At 36.9% G+C, this 17,217-nt stretch carries 10 protein-coding genes; 2 read left to right on the top strand and 8 right to left on the bottom strand.

Going from position 1 to position 17,217, the window contains the following annotated elements; all coding sequences use genetic code 11:
- Positions 1-18 precede the first annotated feature (18 nt).
- The 8 genes from H8S63_RS18760 to H8S63_RS18725 all read right to left on the bottom strand — a co-directional run bounded on the left by H8S63_RS18760 (position 19) and on the right by H8S63_RS18725 (position 14,469).
- A complete protein-coding gene (locus H8S63_RS18760; protein WP_186927620.1) occupies positions 19-2,562 on the bottom strand; it encodes a zinc-dependent metalloprotease in 2,544 nt (847 codons plus the stop codon).
- A 14-nt stretch (positions 2,563-2,576) separates the two neighbouring features.
- Positions 2,577-5,162 (bottom strand): zinc-dependent metalloprotease, encoded by a 2,586-nt coding sequence (locus H8S63_RS18755; protein WP_186927619.1) that lies wholly within the window; start codon positions 5,160-5,162, stop codon positions 2,577-2,579.
- Positions 5,163-5,201: 39 nt separating this feature from the next.
- Positions 5,202-6,839 carry a PKD-like family lipoprotein gene (locus H8S63_RS18750; protein WP_186927618.1) on the bottom strand — a complete coding sequence of 546 codons (1,638 nt, stop codon included), beginning with the start codon at positions 6,837-6,839 and terminating at the stop codon, positions 5,202-5,204.
- A 12-nt stretch (positions 6,840-6,851) separates the two neighbouring features.
- On the bottom strand, positions 6,852-7,724 hold the full coding sequence (locus H8S63_RS18745; protein ID WP_186927617.1) for a DUF4843 domain-containing protein: 873 nt from the start codon (positions 7,722-7,724) through the stop codon (positions 6,852-6,854).
- Between the two features lie 15 nt (positions 7,725-7,739).
- Positions 7,740-9,251, bottom strand: a complete 1,512-nt coding sequence (locus H8S63_RS18740) for a RagB/SusD family nutrient uptake outer membrane protein (RefSeq protein WP_186927616.1) — start codon at positions 9,249-9,251, stop codon at positions 7,740-7,742.
- A 16-nt stretch (positions 9,252-9,267) separates the two neighbouring features.
- Complete coding sequence (locus H8S63_RS18735) at positions 9,268-12,594, bottom strand: SusC/RagA family TonB-linked outer membrane protein (RefSeq protein WP_186927615.1); 3,327 nt, start codon at positions 12,592-12,594, stop codon at positions 9,268-9,270.
- Positions 12,595-12,618: 24 nt separating this feature from the next.
- Positions 12,619-13,803, bottom strand: a complete 1,185-nt coding sequence (locus tag H8S63_RS18730; RefSeq protein WP_186927614.1) for a FecR family protein — start codon at positions 13,801-13,803, stop codon at positions 12,619-12,621.
- 84 nt (positions 13,804-13,887) lie between these two features.
- The gene (locus H8S63_RS18725; protein ID WP_186927613.1) at positions 13,888-14,469 is read right to left on the bottom strand and encodes an RNA polymerase sigma-70 factor; all 582 of its coding nucleotides are present in this window, start codon (positions 14,467-14,469) and stop codon (positions 13,888-13,890) included.
- A gap of 285 nt (positions 14,470-14,754) precedes the next feature.
- On the opposite strand from H8S63_RS18725, the gene guaA reads away from it, so the two are divergent.
- Both guaA and H8S63_RS18715 read left to right on the top strand, forming a co-directional pair.
- On the top strand, positions 14,755-16,062 hold the full coding sequence (guaA, locus tag H8S63_RS18720; protein WP_004314576.1) for a glutamine-hydrolyzing GMP synthase: 1,308 nt from the start codon (positions 14,755-14,757) through the stop codon (positions 16,060-16,062).
- 486 nt (positions 16,063-16,548) lie between these two features.
- Entirely contained in the window at positions 16,549-17,091 is a 543-nt protein-coding gene (locus H8S63_RS18715; protein ID WP_186927612.1) for a very short patch repair endonuclease, read from the top strand.
- Positions 17,092-17,217: the final 126 nt, after the last annotated feature.

Below are 17,217 nucleotides of genomic sequence, written 5' to 3'. Positions count from 1 at the left end.
AAGAGATTAATATTTTGTTTATAAGACTCGGTCTATCATCTTTATCAGATAATTGCACTTTCCACGCTCAATATCATTACGGGCTAAAGCGCAGGCTTGTGTTAAATAGCGGCGTGCACTTTTCAACTTATCATAGCAAATGGCTTCGATATCTGTACCGGAGTAGAAATTAACAGAAGTCATAGGTTCCATACCAGATTGTTTTTCTGTTGCAGATATAGGGGCTAAAGTTGTCAGCAATTCTAATGCTTGTAACTTATGATTAGTTTGCTCGTTGAGAGCAATAGAAGTAACTTTTGTTGATACAGCCTTATCAATAGCCTTTAATGTAGGACACATTCCTTTTAAAGAACTGATATATACAGACAGTTGTGCAATCATTGGAGCACTTAAAGGTTTCCCCTTTAAAGTTTCTTTGAATAATTGTTTCTCTATATCATTCAAATAGGCTTCTTGGGTATAAGGTTTAGTTGATTTCTCCACACTCAATCCCATACGCATCAAACGAAACATTAAAGACATTATTGGGTACCCGTTATTGTAAATCCATATTGACATATCAGGATTAACACCACCTAAACGCAAAAAGTCCTTATTAGAATCCAGCCAGCTTAAATCATAGAAGGTACTGAATATTTTTTGTAAGACTTTCTTTTGCATATCTGCCGATACCGGTTGATATGAAGGTACATTGCTTTTTTCGTTGGCTTCATTGATATAAATACCTCCGATATAAGAAGATACAGGTGACAATGTTTTATTGATTAATTCAATAATCACAAAATCAGGAAATAGCTCCCGGTAATCATTGGGAATATTATCGTCGTGAAACCAGGCAGGACTATTTTTAACTACATATTTCACATGAGCAATTTGTGCATCTAAAGAGGCTATCGGATCATTACCTAAATCATAGTTTTGGCAACGCGGGTCTGTAGCATAAGCTGGTGAACGCTTTCCATAGAAATAGCGTGGATCTCCATCGTGTTCCATAGCCCATTTCTTCAATGTGTCTGATTCATTTTCACTGGTGGCGGCATACAGATATTTAAGCGTAAATGCATCACATACACCCGGTTTGTCGACAATCAATACCACTCCTTTTTCTTTATCACCGGGCTGTGCCAGATAATTGTATAATACATTGTCCATGACTGAAGCTGTGATACCATATTTTTGAGTAAATTCAGGAGAACGCAGTTCTTCAGGGGAATATGCTACAGAACCAGCCAAATTAGTTGCCAATCCCAAACTAAGGCCAAATGCTTTTAGCATACGTGCTGTCAGATTTTCACAGATCACCTCATCGGCAATGTAATAAGTCCGGAAGCGTGGATCAATCTCTGCCATTTGGTATACTCCATTACGGCGTACACTGACGGCAAGGTCGCGTGGTACTCCTATCTTGCTACTTAAGATTTCTCCAGTGCGTAAGTCAGTGACATTGTATGCGGTAACTTCCGAGTTGTTGTTATTCAGGAAAGCAATCGTATTTATCATTGGGTTATTAGCACGGAAAGTTGAATCTTTCTCATACGGTTTTATTATGATTGGTTTTCCTATTCCTAAGTCTTCAAATATTATATTCCATTCATCTGCACTTTTTTGGATGGCTTTTACCCAGCTATCTTGAATCAGAGTGTCGATGTAGAAAACAACAGGTTGTTGTGTCGTTATATTACGTCGTGTTACATAATATCCTTTCTTGAAACGTTTTTCATTACGATAGTCCGTGTATGCGATATAACCTGTTCCTACACGTGGGTTGGCTTCGCGGGTGTTCATTTTTTCTTTCGACAGTAGGGCTAGTGTCGTTTGTACCGACATGGTTAATTCCGGTTGTTCTTTGGAGACGAATCCCATGATGCTGATGCTCAACTTTGCAGTACAGTTTTGAGTGATACTGATACAATTGTCGAATGCGTCTGCAGAGTCCACAAAAGATGTTTTACTTTGAGGGGAAGCACTTACAATTGTGAGCATACCTCCATAACTGCGTCCGCTAAGATTGAGTACATCTTTATTGGAACAAGAGAAATAGGAAGTGACATTAAATACAACAGCCGTTGAATCGCTGGTGTATCCTTCAATTGGAAATGCTTTGTAAATAGCATTACTACGAGATAATGCAAAAGCCGCTTCTTGATTATCGTCCTGTTCGTTGAGGCGAACATTGTATTTCGGATCTCGGAATAATATTAATGAATCGGTTTTATCAATAATCAGATACCTACTTTGAGCAGCTTTTGTGCCTGCCAGCGAAATGTCACTTGCAGTAGTGATGGCAGAATTTACTAAAAAATCCCGTCCCATTAATTCAACCGGTAGTTCCAGATAAATCTTATCCTCGTACTGATGAACTGTGATTGTCCCTTTATTGACTGTATGTTTCTTCTTATCTTTGAAAAGCTTGTCGTAGACACTCCTTTTTTTCTTTTGAACACTGTCAATCTGTTGTTCGGTTTTTGCTTTTCCTTTTTTCTTTTTGGAGCGGGCATTGGCTTCATTTGTTGATCCGATAATCAACAAAATTGGCATTAACCATAAAAATAGTTTTTTCATCTTTTGTCCCTCCTTTATTTTAAGTTGATGTCGAGCATCTTTAATAATAATTCATAGTGAGCTTTAGTTTTCCCTGATGCACCGGCTGCCTTCTGCTTCATCAGTTGTTTCGCTTTAGCTATATATGCGTATACATCTGCCTGGGTAACTTTGGCTGTCATAGAAAAACGATTCAACGGTCTCCATTCAAAACCTGCTACAGGGTTGTGCATGACACCCTCTTTGATGGCATGTCCCTGGCAACAAGTATATCCGAATTGGCGGTGATTGATGTCTAATAGCTTTTCTCCGGCCAATGCTTTCCCGGCTCCTTTGATTGTGAAGCCGGCAGTTTGCATCATCATGTATATATATTGTTTCTGGAGATTCATTTGGGATTCTGTTAATGTACGTCCGGAAATGGTCGGCTTCCATACAAAATTGTATATCATGTTGAAAGCCTCGGCAGCAGTAAATGAATCTTTTTCTAATCCTTCGTATTGTGATACCTGGAAAGGTACAGGCAGTATATATCTCAACATGAAGTTTTGAATAGTTTGTTTAGGGGAACCGGAAACCGGGAATTTAGTTAACAAGTTTTTGTTGTCAAGCCAATCCAGATCGTTATAAATCTCGAATAGGTAATTCAGGGCTTCTTTTTGTTGTGCCTTCGGAATCTGTGCAAAACGTGGCATTGTGTCTCCTTCCTTAACTTCGTTGACAAAATAGCCGCCTACATTGCCTGCTACATGGGTAACATACATTGCAAGTTGTTCTACGATACCAATAAATAAATCTTCACGGTATTCGTATGTATCGTCACCTTCAGAAATCCAACTTTCCAGATTATTCATAATATACTTAAGGTTCTTGATGCCATATCGAGTTGCTTTCACAGAGTTGTCACCAATATCTTCCGTTTGTGAACGGGGATCAACAACCCCATATACTTGTTGTTTTCCATATCGGTACACAGGATTCTCTTTAATGGCATCACTGATCCATTTGCCTGTTATAATTGCTTCTTCCTCTGCAGAATTAACATTGAATACTGGAGTATACGTCCATTTAATGAGGTATTTGTCGTATTCACCAAAGCGGGGAGGAGTCAATTTAACGCCACGTTCTTTATCGCCAGGTTGTGCTACATAGTTGAAGCGGGCATAGTCCATGATGGAAGGAGTGGTTCCATACTTCTGCGTGAATTCCGGTGAACGTAAAGAATCTACCGGGAAGGTGGAAGAAGCTCCCATGTTATGCATAAATCCTAAACAGTGCCCGATTTCATGTGAAAGTACATAGCGCAACGCATCTCCAACCATTTCATCCGGAATATTGACTGTGCGTACATCTTTATCGGCTTGTGCGGTTTGCACGAACAACCAGTTGCTGATAAGTTTGATGACATTGTGATATAGATATACGGAGGCATTCAGGATTTCGCCGCTTCGTGGGTCTACCCATGATGGTCCCATTGCATTTTCAATGCTTGATGGAGCATAGCGGACACATGAATATTTGATATTGTCGGGATCGAATTCCGGATCATCTGTCGGGAAATCTTTGGCTGCTACAACATCTTTGAATCCAATCTGTTCAAATAATTCATTCCATTGGGTGACTCCTTCCCGCAAATATGGTTTCCATTTCTCCGGGAAAGTATTATCGATGTAGAAGACAATCTGTTTAGTGGGTTTCACTTTCTCTCCACGTAAGTAGGCGGCGGTGTCGGACGGTTGTATATCCCATCGATTGGCATAGTAAACGGGTGCGGTCGTTTTAGCTCCTTCGCCTAGTTGTTCGCGTCCGGTAAAAAATACACCGATCCGGTAATCTGCCATACGTGGACGGTAAGGTTTTTCTTTTAACAGCATGATGGAACGTGTCATTTCTGCGGTGAATGGACGGTCTTTTATGAGTGATGTCCCTTGTGAATTGCTGACAGAGAATGTATATGACAGACAGCTTTTAATAGAAACATTATCTTTGAAAGCCTTGATTTGTGAAATGTACGAGCAGTCAGATTGATAATTCTCTGTACGATTATACATTCCATAAATAGAATTTTTGTCGAAGGGACTCATCTTTTTATTGTCGCCCAGGAAGACGCTGCTCATATCAAAAATGATAGCAGTAGAGTCATTATTGTATGCTTGAATCTTTTGGTTGCTTAAAATTGCTCCCAGTGTACTTTTGCGTAAAGCTTCATCAATTTGTGTGTTACCGGTAATATAGTCAGTGTTTACCTGACGTAACTGTACATGTGTTTTATTGCGTGTAAACATAACATGGAGCAGATCGGTCGGTTTAGAACCGACTACTGCATTGCCATTATCGGAAATACTAGTAACGGTGGAGCCAATGAGCATATCTTTATTGATTAAATCTACAGGAAGCTCAAAATATACTTTTCCGTCTAGCAAGTGTAGTGTAATTAGCCCTTTTGCTGTTTCATGTTTCTTTTTAAATAGTTTGTCGTATTCACTTTCTTTTTTTGCCGGAGTAGTCTGTTCCGTTTTTGTTTTCTTCTTTTTCCAAAAGAATGGAAATTTACGTTGTGCATCGATAGTGGTAGCCGAGGCTACCACTAATACTGCGAGTAAGAGGATTTTTTTTCTCATATCAGTCTCTGTTATTTATATTTTTAATAAGATGCGAAATTAGAAACTAATTGTTATTACATCATTGATTTTGTTGAAACCATCATACTTGAGAGCTTTGGAATTGTCTAAATTACCTGTTCCAACTTGTGATGTCATAGGAATAACATATAGCTTTCCTTCCGAATTGCTATTTTGTGTTGCTACGATGACTGCCTTATTATTCCAAGGAAGTTCAGGCATACTGGCATTGTTCCCGACAACATTATGAAGGTTTCTGGTGTAGTAACCTTGCTGGAAAAGTTTAGCTAAAGTAATGTTTTCGTCTGCTTCAGGGTTGAATTTGGCAACAGAATTAACTGTAGCTGTATTTCCCATACCATAAGTAATTGCATAAAGACCTTGTTGGGTAGCAACATATAGTACGTTTTCTTTTTTAGCAAAGAATACAGATACGGCTTGGTCGAGTAATATTTTCCCTTCATTAGGTATAGTGTATTTGCTTTGAGCTGTGGCTTCTATTGCGGGAGATATTTCAATAGTTTCTCCTAATTCTTCATTCCATTCTGTAACAGCAGCTACATAGTTGTTTAAGGTATAGATTGCGTATGTACCCGTATCATCTTGTTTTAAACAGAATGCAGTTTGTTTGCCGTTTTCTGTAGTAATTGCTGCAACTGCTGATTGATTACCCATATCATTGGGATTGAATGCATTATTTTCTTTGTATCCTTTACAAGCATATTGATTAAATCCGGGGCTGGTGTAAGCTAAAAAAGAACCTTTTTCTTTGTCTAACCATACAAGGTAGTAACTAGCATTATTTTCATCAGTATTATTGGCATATATATTGTTGTTAATGTTACACCCAGCGACTGTGCCATCAGGAACAGCGAATATATTGGCAGCTTGTGGCATGAAACTATACATACCATTATTGGTATTAGCAAAGAAGCGTTGATGAGCTTTGAAAAAAGAAATAAATTTAAATCCTTCCGGTTTGAAAGGAAGTAGACTCTCAGAGTCCGAGTTGCCATTCTCGGAGAAATCTTGGCAATTAAAACGACTACAATAACCTTCGGAGGTAATTGCCCAGACTTGATTAGTTTTATTACTAAAATTATTGAAAGCCATGGAGGTTATAATACCGGGATAAGGCATACTATTGGCCGTTTCCAAAATTTGGCGATATATTTTCTCTTCTTTGTCATATAGTTCGGAAACTGTCTGATTTTTGATATAAGTAAAATCGGAAGTTTCTCCCTTAGAATCTGCGACAAGTAGGCCGCTGGTAAAAGTTCCTTGTACATATACTGTCCATATACAAGTGTTTTGCAGTTCTCCATTTTCTGTATCAGTTACAGTCAGTAATAAGTAATAAGGTTGGGCTGAAACTGGTCGATTCATAATGTAATGGAGTTCTTTTTCAGTACTGATAACTTCTAGTTCACCCGCTGAATTGGGTATGTCGGTCAATGCCCATTGGTACTGAAGTCCAGGTTTTTCAGGTTGAATTTTTGGAGTAATATCCAGTTGTTCCTGATAACCTACATATTGTAATTTTGATATTCCAGTTGTGTCAATAGTGACATATTCTATAGAATTATTGGCAAAGGTGCTTTTATCATCATAACATCCTGATAAACTAAATATGTTTAATAGGAATAAAATGAGCATATAATTGATGTTACTTTTCATGATTTTTCTTTTTTAATGAAATCTACTTTGAATAGGTTTACCGATATTTTTTCCTCCATCGTGTACTAATGGATCATTAGGGTGTTCTATGTTATATTGTTTTATATATTCTCCTACCTTTGCAGAGTAAGCTTGATATGAGTTGTCGCTGTATATAAAAGAATATTTAGGCAAATATTTATAGCCGTCAGTATTATGCAATCCATTATGGGCGCTAGCGTCATCCCAGTTAGTCCAGCCTAATGCGTCTACAATTACCCGTAATGCTCTATTACTATAACTGTTATTGCTTGTTGATAAAAAGTTGTTTTCACCTGCTATTATCATATTGTATGTTCGAGTATATACAGTGTTAGGAGGAGACGGGATTTGATTATTCCAACTAAGTTGTGATGTTATATACTCTTTAGGGCCTGCAGATAATTCATCGGAGTTAGTTAGTAAAAATGTCAATATATAAGTGGTGTTCTCTAATTCGTCTGTATTATATAACTTTATACGAATATGGCCTGTATATTTATTGGCGGGAATAACCGCTTCTATGATTTCATAGCTTTCTTTTGGAGCCGTAGAAATCTTTGAGTCAATAATGTAATTAATGTTTCTTGCATTACTACTGACATTCCCTATTAGTGTGACTGGAATATCGTAAATAATTGACCCTTCATCGCTAGTACCCGCATCTAAAAAGGAATAAGAAATATAAAAGGTTTCATCTAATTCATTATATCCTAGTATATTGTCGGGAAAACTGGTGTTGTGGACAGGAAACCTGACAGCAGCACTTTCTTCATTATAATAAGAAATATCACTTTTCTCACAGCTTGTAATGCAAATAGCAAATAGTACGTAAAGTACGGCTGATAATAAATATTTTATTTTCATAAGAGTATAATTAAATTATTGAACGCGACCTGATTGTAATTCAAAATCTGGATAAGGAAGTAGGTATTCAGTATCACTCATTTCTTTACTAAAGTTGGGTATAGTGGTTGCATTAGTTCTTTTATAATAATAGAACATAATCCCTTCAGATAGGAATTCCTTATGGTATTCTTTCCCTATTTCTGTAAGAATATCAATAGGCTCTAGATTTTCCAAATCATTATAGATACCTCTGTTTTGTCGAATTGTATTTAAATATTTCAAAGCTTTTGTTGTGTTTGGAATTGTAGCACTGGCACAACATTCCGATGCGATGTAATATACTTCCGGCAGACGTATTAATGAAAGTTTGTCTTTATTGTACTCTGACAGCGATGAGCTTTGATATACTTTTAGGGGAGTATATCCGGCAGTAGTGGCAGAGTTGCTTTGAGTTAATAGTTGAGTGAAACGAACGTCAGTAGATATATTTTCATACAGATCTAATGCTGCATCCTTCTGTAGATACATTGCTTGTACATTTTGATCTTGATAATTGGGGAGTATATAAGATGCGAGCTTGTCTGTTAATTGAGGAACCGATAGAGCAAAAAGTTGTTCATTAGCTAAAGATGTATTGCTCGCATTGATTTCCCCTGCTTTCAGTAAATTGACGTAGGTATTTAAAGTTTTGCTATTAAAGCCTCCTTTATCAATAAAGGATATAACTTCTTCTGCAGCTTCCAGTGCTTTCGCTTTGCTTTCCTGGCTACCTTCCCATAAATAGGCACGGGCTTGTAATGCCTTTACTGCGTAGTAATTTAGACGAAGCGTACGATTCTTGTAAAAACCTTCTGTGTTTATTCCTGCATAAAAATCCTCACCATGCTTTTTAGTGATAGGATCATACTCTCGGAGCAAGTCGGCCGCTTCTTTTAAATCGTTTTGTATATAAGTTAATGTTTCGGCTCCTGTTGCTTGAGGGGTAATATCTTTAGATACAGTAGTGACGTAGGGAATTGTTAATTTGTCGTTTAGTTGGGTACTCCTGTTCGCCCAATTTCCATATCCGTAGAGTCTGAGCAGATCTAAATGTATATAGGCTCGTATAGCTAAGAGCTCTCCTTTGATGACATGATAATTAGTGTCGTCAAAAATATCTCTTTTTTCGTCTATATTTTTGAGTGCTTCATTTGTATTAACTATAACATTATAGCTTTTAGCCCAAATATCTTCAATAATAGTATTTATATAGACACCTTTATATAAATAGGATTGGAGTTGGTGTTCTACTTGAGTACTGCTCGTTTCATTAACCAGAGTGAATTGGTGAGCTAATATTTCCAATGCATGCCATGACAGAGTCTTCCCATATAAAGCATCATCTGCCATGCCAATATAGCAACCTATTAAAGATTGTTGAAATCCCGTTTCTGTGCTATAGTGATCTTTTTCTCTAATTTCAGAGTTGGAAGTAACATCAAACCAGTCGCTGCACGAGGTCAATGTTACAATTGCTGTTAATATTGGCAATAAATATTTTTTCATAACTGTATTTCCTTTTTTAGAATGTGGCGTTTAATGAGAAAGACATTGTTCTTGCGAATGGATAGTTTAGTCCTCTTTCTACTTTGATGGAAGAGAATGTGGCAATATCGTTTATATAAAATGAGAGACGTAAACGTTCCATATATAATTTCTGATAAATAGAACTCGGAAACTCATAGTATGCGCTGATAGAGGATAAATTGAGCTCTTTACGATCCTGTACAAAACGCGTAGTTGCGCGGGTTCTTGTTGAAGAATTGAATTTCTTATATTGCGTTTGTTGTCCTGGAGTAGTCCAACGCCCCTGCAGTAAACGACGGTCTACGTTATAGGTAATATCAGCATTTTCCACACGGTCGACTAATGTTGAATTATACATTTGACATCCGGCGAGATAACTCACTGTTGCACTCAGGCCAAAACCGTTGTATTCAGCTGTGAATCCTGCTGTTCCACGATATTTGGGAGTTGCATCTCCTGCAGCGACCATATCGTTGGCAGAATATTTGTAGGTATAAGAACCATCTTTCTTTATATAGATTTCATTTCCACTTTGCGGATCAATGCCTGCAGAAGGTACTGCCCATATCGTATTCATTGAAAGTCCGTCTTGATACATTAACACAGGGGCAGATTGATCTGCTTTTTCTGCCATTTTCATCATTTTCTCATTGTAGGCTCTCATACTTTCAGATAGACGTATAATTTTATTCTTAGTATATGTAAATGTTCCATATACATTGAAAAATCCTTTTTTATTTTGCCACACAGTATAGTTCGCTTTGGTTTCTACTCCAGAATTGCGTACTAAGCCTAAGTTGTCTTTCACTATAGCGAAGCCGGTAGAAGTGGGTATAGATACATTGGTCAACATGTTTTTCGTATCTGCGGAATAATAATCGAAAGTTAAAGATAATTTTGCAATACGCATATCAAATCCTATATTGTAATCTTTCTTTTGCTCCCATTTGAGTTTAGGATTAGGCATATTGCTTAGGTATGCTCCGGTAAATCCTCCATAACTTATTCCTGTGTAATACTTATAGGTTGCAAGTGCTGCATTGGTATCGAAGTTCTGATTACCAGTAAGTCCTACGGAAGCGCGGAGCTTAAATTGTTTAAGCCAAGCAAGATTTTTTATAAAAGCTTCGTTATGTAGATTCCAACCTACGCCAAAAGACCAACTGTTAGCCCAACGATTGTCTGAACCATATAAAGAGGAAGCACTTTCTCTAATAGTTGCATCCGCTAAGTAACGATTGTCATAATCGTAAGATGCAGCTAATAGAAAACTAGCCTGTCGGTTTATACTGGAATATCCAATAGGAGTAACTCCTTCTGCATATTGTCGTGCGAAGGTTATATCTGCAATTTGGTTATTACCGAATCCTTCTGCTGTATGTTGATAAGCTGAAGATTTGTCTTCTGAAATGAAGAAACCCGCATTAGCAAAGATAGTATGCTTTCCGATTAGTTTATTATAATTAATATTAAGGTCACTTGAGATTGAATTGCTTTCTCCATTTTCTAGAATGTATTTTCCGCGTTTAATCAATGTCTCTTCAGCCGTATAATCTTTGAACATAGAATGGTTGGCTGGATAAAAATCATCTGCTTTATCTCTTTGTTGTGATATGCCTAAGCGTACTGTAGCCTTCCACGTTGGAGTAATATACCATTCCGCATAGAAATTATTGGTGAATCTTAAATAATTGGAAGTAAAGCTGGTACCTATGGTTGCGTTATATAGTGGATTGGCTACACGAGTCTGAATATTATCTGGAAATTCTACCCAACGCAATAGATTACCATTTTTATCCGTAGCTGCCCAGTATGGATTCATTCTACTATATTCACTATAGCTACCATAGGGTGAATCATTACTTTTATTGACTAAAATAGATAGAATATTTTTAAATATGAGATTCTTGCGTCTATATGAGATGTTGAAATCTCCTGATATATTACGGCGATCAGAACCTTTCATAACACCTGTTACTTGATTATAAGTGACATCTATAATTGCTCGAAGATTTTGTGAATCTCCTAATTCTATATTTAAATTATGCTTATGCCCAATTCCTGTACGTAAAGGTTTGGACAGCCAGTAGGTATCCAATCCTTCCATTACATTTTTTTTACGTTCGTTATATAGCCTTGTCAGTCCTTCTTGTATAACATTGTCGTCACTGTGATATACTCCATCCAAACGCTCTGCTTCCAGCTTCTCCCAGGCATTACATAAGTCGTAGCTTGTTAGATCCGGTATTTCTAATGAAATACTTCCATTGTAGGTGACTCGTTGTTGATTACCAGTTAAGCGTTTTGTTTCAATGACAATAACTCCATTAGCGGCTTTTGAACCATATAATGCTTTTGCAGATGCATCCTTTAAAATAGTAATGCTCTCAATGCGGTTCATATCCATATCCATAACAGTTTCCGCTGTTGTCTCAAATCCATCTAAAATAAATAGTGGCTGATTAGGTTGATTTTGATAGTTGCTTTTTAATGAGTTGGTTTCAGTCGTAGGAAAACTAGATGTACCACGCATCGACATGTTTGGAGTCGTATTCGGGTCAGAACCCATATTAAAGTTATCTGCAATATATAATGTAGGATCAAGATTCTTTAAACTTTGGAACACGTTTTGATTACCTACTCGCATCAAGTCTTTATTAGAAATAGTTGTTGCTGATCCTGTAAAGCTTTCTGCTTTACGGGTATAAATACCGGTAACAACTACTTCATCCAGCTTGGTGTCACTTTTTAAAGTAATATTTCTTCGTACATCATTCCGTCCACTGTTAATCATTATTTGTTGAGTAGACATTCCAATGTAAGAAAAGGTGATAGTACAGGCTGTGTTGAATGGTATCTCTATGTTATATTTACCGTTGTTGTCAGTTATGGCAAAACGTTGCAGATCACTAATAATAACATTAACACCAGGTAGAGGTTGCCCTTCTTCGTCCGAAACGATACCTGTTGCTATACGCTTATTACTTTGCTGTTCTGTTTTGGAAATAGTAACAATATCCCTTTCCATACTGTAGGTAAGTCCAGTGCCATTAAGAACTGTGCGTAGTACATTATCCACTGTTTCATCTTTTACATGAATAGTGATCGGTTTTAGTGTTTTTGTCTGCTCTGTATTGTAGACAAAGCTCAATCCTGTTTGCTGCCTTAAAGCATCAAAAAACTCTTTGACAGTAACAGACTCCAGATTTAAAGTTACTTTTTTGCCACTTTCCGGGATGGCAAACATCATTGTAGGTAATAGTACTAGGGCTATTACTAGAGAAAGTATTCTGATCCTTTCTCTACATTTTGCTCTTCTCATTCTTTCTTGTTGTTTAATTAGTAATTAATTGTCTGTGATTAATATCTCTCTGTCTTTGATATTTATTTGTAGATTTGTAGTACGTGCAATAGCTTTTAATATGGGAGTGATGGTAGCATAACGATCCATGTTTCCTGTGAATCGAAGTTGTTTTAGTTCGGAAGTACCAAAGGAAATATTAACATTATACCAATGTTCTAGAATCTCAACAATATTTTCCAAAGTGCGATTTTCAAAAATGAGTCGACCCTCATTCCATGCTACATAGGGAGTGAGGTCTACATCGTATATGGAGACATTATTTCCTTTTTGTTCAATATGTGCTAGTTGTCCTGGTTTAATAAACTGTTCTTGTGCACTTTCTTTGGAGATAATGCTGATGCTTCCCTTTACTAATGCAATTTCTGTTCGTTCAGGTATAAATGTATTTACATTAAATTCTGTACCATACTGTTTGATTGTTCCATGATCAGTGATAACATAAAAAGGGCGGCTATCTTTAGCTATTTTAAAATAGGCTTCTCCTTTTAGGTAAACTATACGTTTGGTCTTACTGAATTTTACAGGATACCGTATTTCTGTATTATAATTGAGATGTACAGTTGTTCCATCCTCAAAAGTTACCCTAAATTCATTTCCTTGTTCGGTTGTTAATGTATTGTTTTCTATAGTTTCGTTTTGTTTTGTATGGAGGGTGTCGTTTATATTAGGGGTTGTCGGATAGATAAGTGTACCATTTTGAGCTATGGCAGTTGTAGAATGATTCACTTTGACTGGTATTGGATATGTGGGGGTAAGTGATTGTTTATTGTTTTCCGCTAATATCAGTGTAGCTTTAGGAATTCCCGGTTGTATGGCATCTCCCAAAGTAAAATTATTCAAAGTTTCTACCTGCGGTGATGTAGAAAAATACCATCCCCCTGTTATTATTAATATAGGAATTGTTAAAATAGCAGCATATTTTAGGTAAGTTGAAATGATTGAGGGACAATATTTCTTTTTGAATCGTTCCCAGGCAAGATGAGAATTTATATGTGAATAAGCTTCGTAACGTTCACGAAAAGCAATATTTGTGCATAGACGATTGAAAAACTCTTTTCGTTCTGGCGAACTCTTGGTCCAATCCTCAAGTTGTTTTCTTTCGAGAGCTGTAATATCGCCAAGGAGATATTTAGCGACTAATTTTTCTACATTTAATTTACCCTTCATATATTTTTATTGTCTTATTGTTTATTTATAAGACAACTTAGATATTGAAAAGAGGTACAAACTTTATAAAAAAGATTATTTTGATTAAGAGAAAAAGTTGGAACTATACAAAATGTCACATAAAGGGAGTAAAAAGTAGCATGTGCCCATCTGTTCTTTGATAGATTGTATAGCTCTTTTCTTTTGTGTCTTTACTGTTTCGATCGAAATTCCTAGTGTAGTAGCTATTTCTTCATTTTTTTTCCCATTCATATGTAATAGGAATATTTCCCGGCAGCGTATTGGCAATTTGTCGATAGCACGAAATAGTAGCCGGTATACTTCTTCTTCGTTGGTATCTTCTTCTTCTGTGATTTCTCGATAAGTGCTTGCCAAGCGTTCAAGATAGAGAGATTCTACATTCTGATGTTTTAAATAATTAAGAGAGGCATTTCGTATAGAATTATAAAGATAAGTCCGGAAAGAAGGTAATGATAAGAATCTCATTTTCTTTTCCCACATAGTTGCAAAAAGATCCTGTACAATATCTTCGGCAGCTTGTTGGGAAGAGAGAAAGTTGATGGCATACAACACCAATGCTTTATAATATTCATTATAAAGCTGATGATAAGCGGCTGGGTGTTGCTCATTTATACCTTTTATAAAGGAACTTTTCTCTTCGTTCATGGTGAAATATTATGTTTTATGCAGCAAATGTATAAAATATCTAGGATAAAAGAAGCCTTTCAAACTCTATAGTGTTTGTGAATGCTTCTTTTTTTATTTTTGCTTGTCTGTATAACTTCATTTTTTTCTTTGGAATAATATAACAGCAAAAAAACGCGACTCTGTTCTGAAACTTTAGAGAATCAATGTATTATAGTCTCTCTAAAAATCTTTATATTTGCAGACCGTTTGGAAACGATAGTGAATAATAAACAATACAATAACTTAAAAAACAACCAAAATCAGATGAAGCAGGATATGATTGTTATCCTTGACTTGGGTAGTCATGAGAATACGGTGTTGGCTCGCGCCATCCGTGCATTAGGAGTTTATAGTGAGATTTATCCTCACGATATCACAGTGGAAGAACTGAAAGCATTGCCCAATGTAAAGGGTATTATAATTAATGGTGGACCGAATAATGTAATTGATGGCGTTGCTATTGATGTAAATCCAGCTATCTATACTTTGGGGATTCCCGTCATGGCTGCAGGTCACGATAAAGCAACTTGTGAAGTGAAGTTGGCAGAATTTGCGGATGATATTGAGGCTATAAAGGCGGCAGTGAAATCATTTGTTTTCGATGTTTGTAAAGCTGAAGCTAACTGGAACATGAAGAACTTTGTCAATGATCAGATAGAGTTGATTAAGCGTCAGGTGGGCGATAAGAAAGTATTGTTGGCTCTGTCGGGTGGAGTTGATAGCTCTGTGGTAGCTGCTTTACTTCTGAAGGCAATTGGTAACAATCTGGTTTGCGTACATGTTAATCATGGTTTGATGCGTAAGGGAGAGTCTGAAGATGTGGTTGAGGTATTCAGCAACCAGTTGAAAGCAAATCTTATTTATGTAGATGTAACCGATCGTTTCTTGAATAAACTGGCAGGTGTGGAAGATCCGGAACAGAAACGTAAAATTATTGGTGGTGAGTTTATTCGTGTGTTCGAAGAAGAAGCACGTAAGCTGAATGGTATTGATTTCTTGGGGCAAGGGACTATTTATCCGGATATTGTGGAAAGTGGAACGAAAACTGCTAAAATGGTGAAGTCTCACCATAACGTAGGTGGGCTGCCTGAAGACCTTAAGTTCGAGCTTGTGGAGCCGTTGCGCCAATTATTTAAAGATGAAGTTCGTGCTTGTGGCTTGGAGTTGGGATTGCCTTATGAGATGGTTTACCGTCAACCTTTCCCTGGTCCAGGTTTGGGCGTACGTTGTTTAGGTGCTATAACGCGTGACCGTTTGGAGGCTGTACGTGAGTCCGATGCTATTTTGCGTGAAGAGTTTCAGATTGCCGGATTGGATAAAAAGGTATGGCAATACTTTACAGTAGTACCCGATTTTAAATCTGTTGGTGTACGTGATAATGCCCGTTCTTTTGATTGGCCGGTGATTATTCGCGCTGTCAACACGGTAGATGCTATGACGGCTACTATCGAACCGATAGAATGGCCTATCCTGATGAAGATAACAGACCGTATCCTGAAAGAAGTGAAGAATGTAAATCGCGTTTGTTATGATATGTCTCCGAAACCTAATGCGACTATAGAATGGGAATAGAGAGACTTTTTAAGTGATATTTCGATAGCCTCAATTTTTTGTAAGTTGAGGCTATTTTTTTTAATATGTTGAACCTTGCCACATTGAATTTGACAGATGTTTAATCTGATTGATATATGATTTGCGTTGGTGTAAACCATAGTGTAAACCGGCACCAATTGATGTATAAAAGAAAAAGGCACCCAAGAGTGGAAGCCTCTCAAATGCCTTATTCTTATCAAGTAGCGGGACCCGGGATTGAACCGGGGACCTCATGATTATGAATCGAGCACTAACCGATGTCTTCCTATTTCTTAGCGCTTCATGCTCTTGCTTAAGTGGCTCTTTATCAATGGCAAAGATAATATTTCTTTTTCATCCGTAATCACTCCTTTTCTTCTTTTTTCGGGATGCGTGTGCAATTTGTGTGCAAAGTATTAATGGAGTCTATTTTTTGAGAAATAATAAATATCAATTATCTTTGTTCTGAATAAATGGAAAACTGTTATGACGGACGTATATTCAAAAGAGAAGAGAAGTTACGTAATGTCTAAGATTCGTAGCAAAAACACTAAACCGGAAATACTTGTTCGGAGATACTTATTCAAACAAGGCTTTAGGTTTAGAGTTAATGTGAAACGATTGCCAGGTACTCCTGATATTGTTTTGAGAAAGTATAGAAGTGTTATTTTTGTACATGGATGTTTTTGGCATGGGCATGAGAATTGTCCGATTTATGTCCCTCCTAAAACCCATTCTGAATATTGGTTTGAGAAAATAAATAGAAATAGAGAACGGGATGCAAAAGCCAGAGCGAAAATAAAAGCTATGGGATGGAATGTAATCGTTATCTGGGAATGTCAGCTTAAGCCTAAAGTGCGTCAACAAACCTTTGAAGATTTATTACATTTATTGAGAGTTTTCTTATTGAAAAAATATGGATATAAGGAATCAAAAGAATGTGGTGAATGTGACTTTCCGGTGCTGATAGCAGCAGAATCAATAGTAGCGTACAATAATGTTAATAGTGGTAAAACAAATGACTTTTAGTGCTCAATAGGGATATTCAGTAAATGTTCCTCTTTCTAAAAAATCAAGAGAAAAGCTTTGCTTTACGTGAGCTTTTCTCTTGATTTTTTCGTTCAACTCTCCCAGTCTTCTATCTTTTTTGTAGAA

The sequence above is a fragment of the Bacteroides sp. NSJ-39 genome (assembly GCF_014287315.1).
GTDB classification, from domain to species: domain Bacteria; phylum Bacteroidota; class Bacteroidia; order Bacteroidales; family Bacteroidaceae; genus Bacteroides; species Bacteroides finegoldii.
This window is presented reverse-complemented; position numbering and strand designations above follow the sequence as displayed.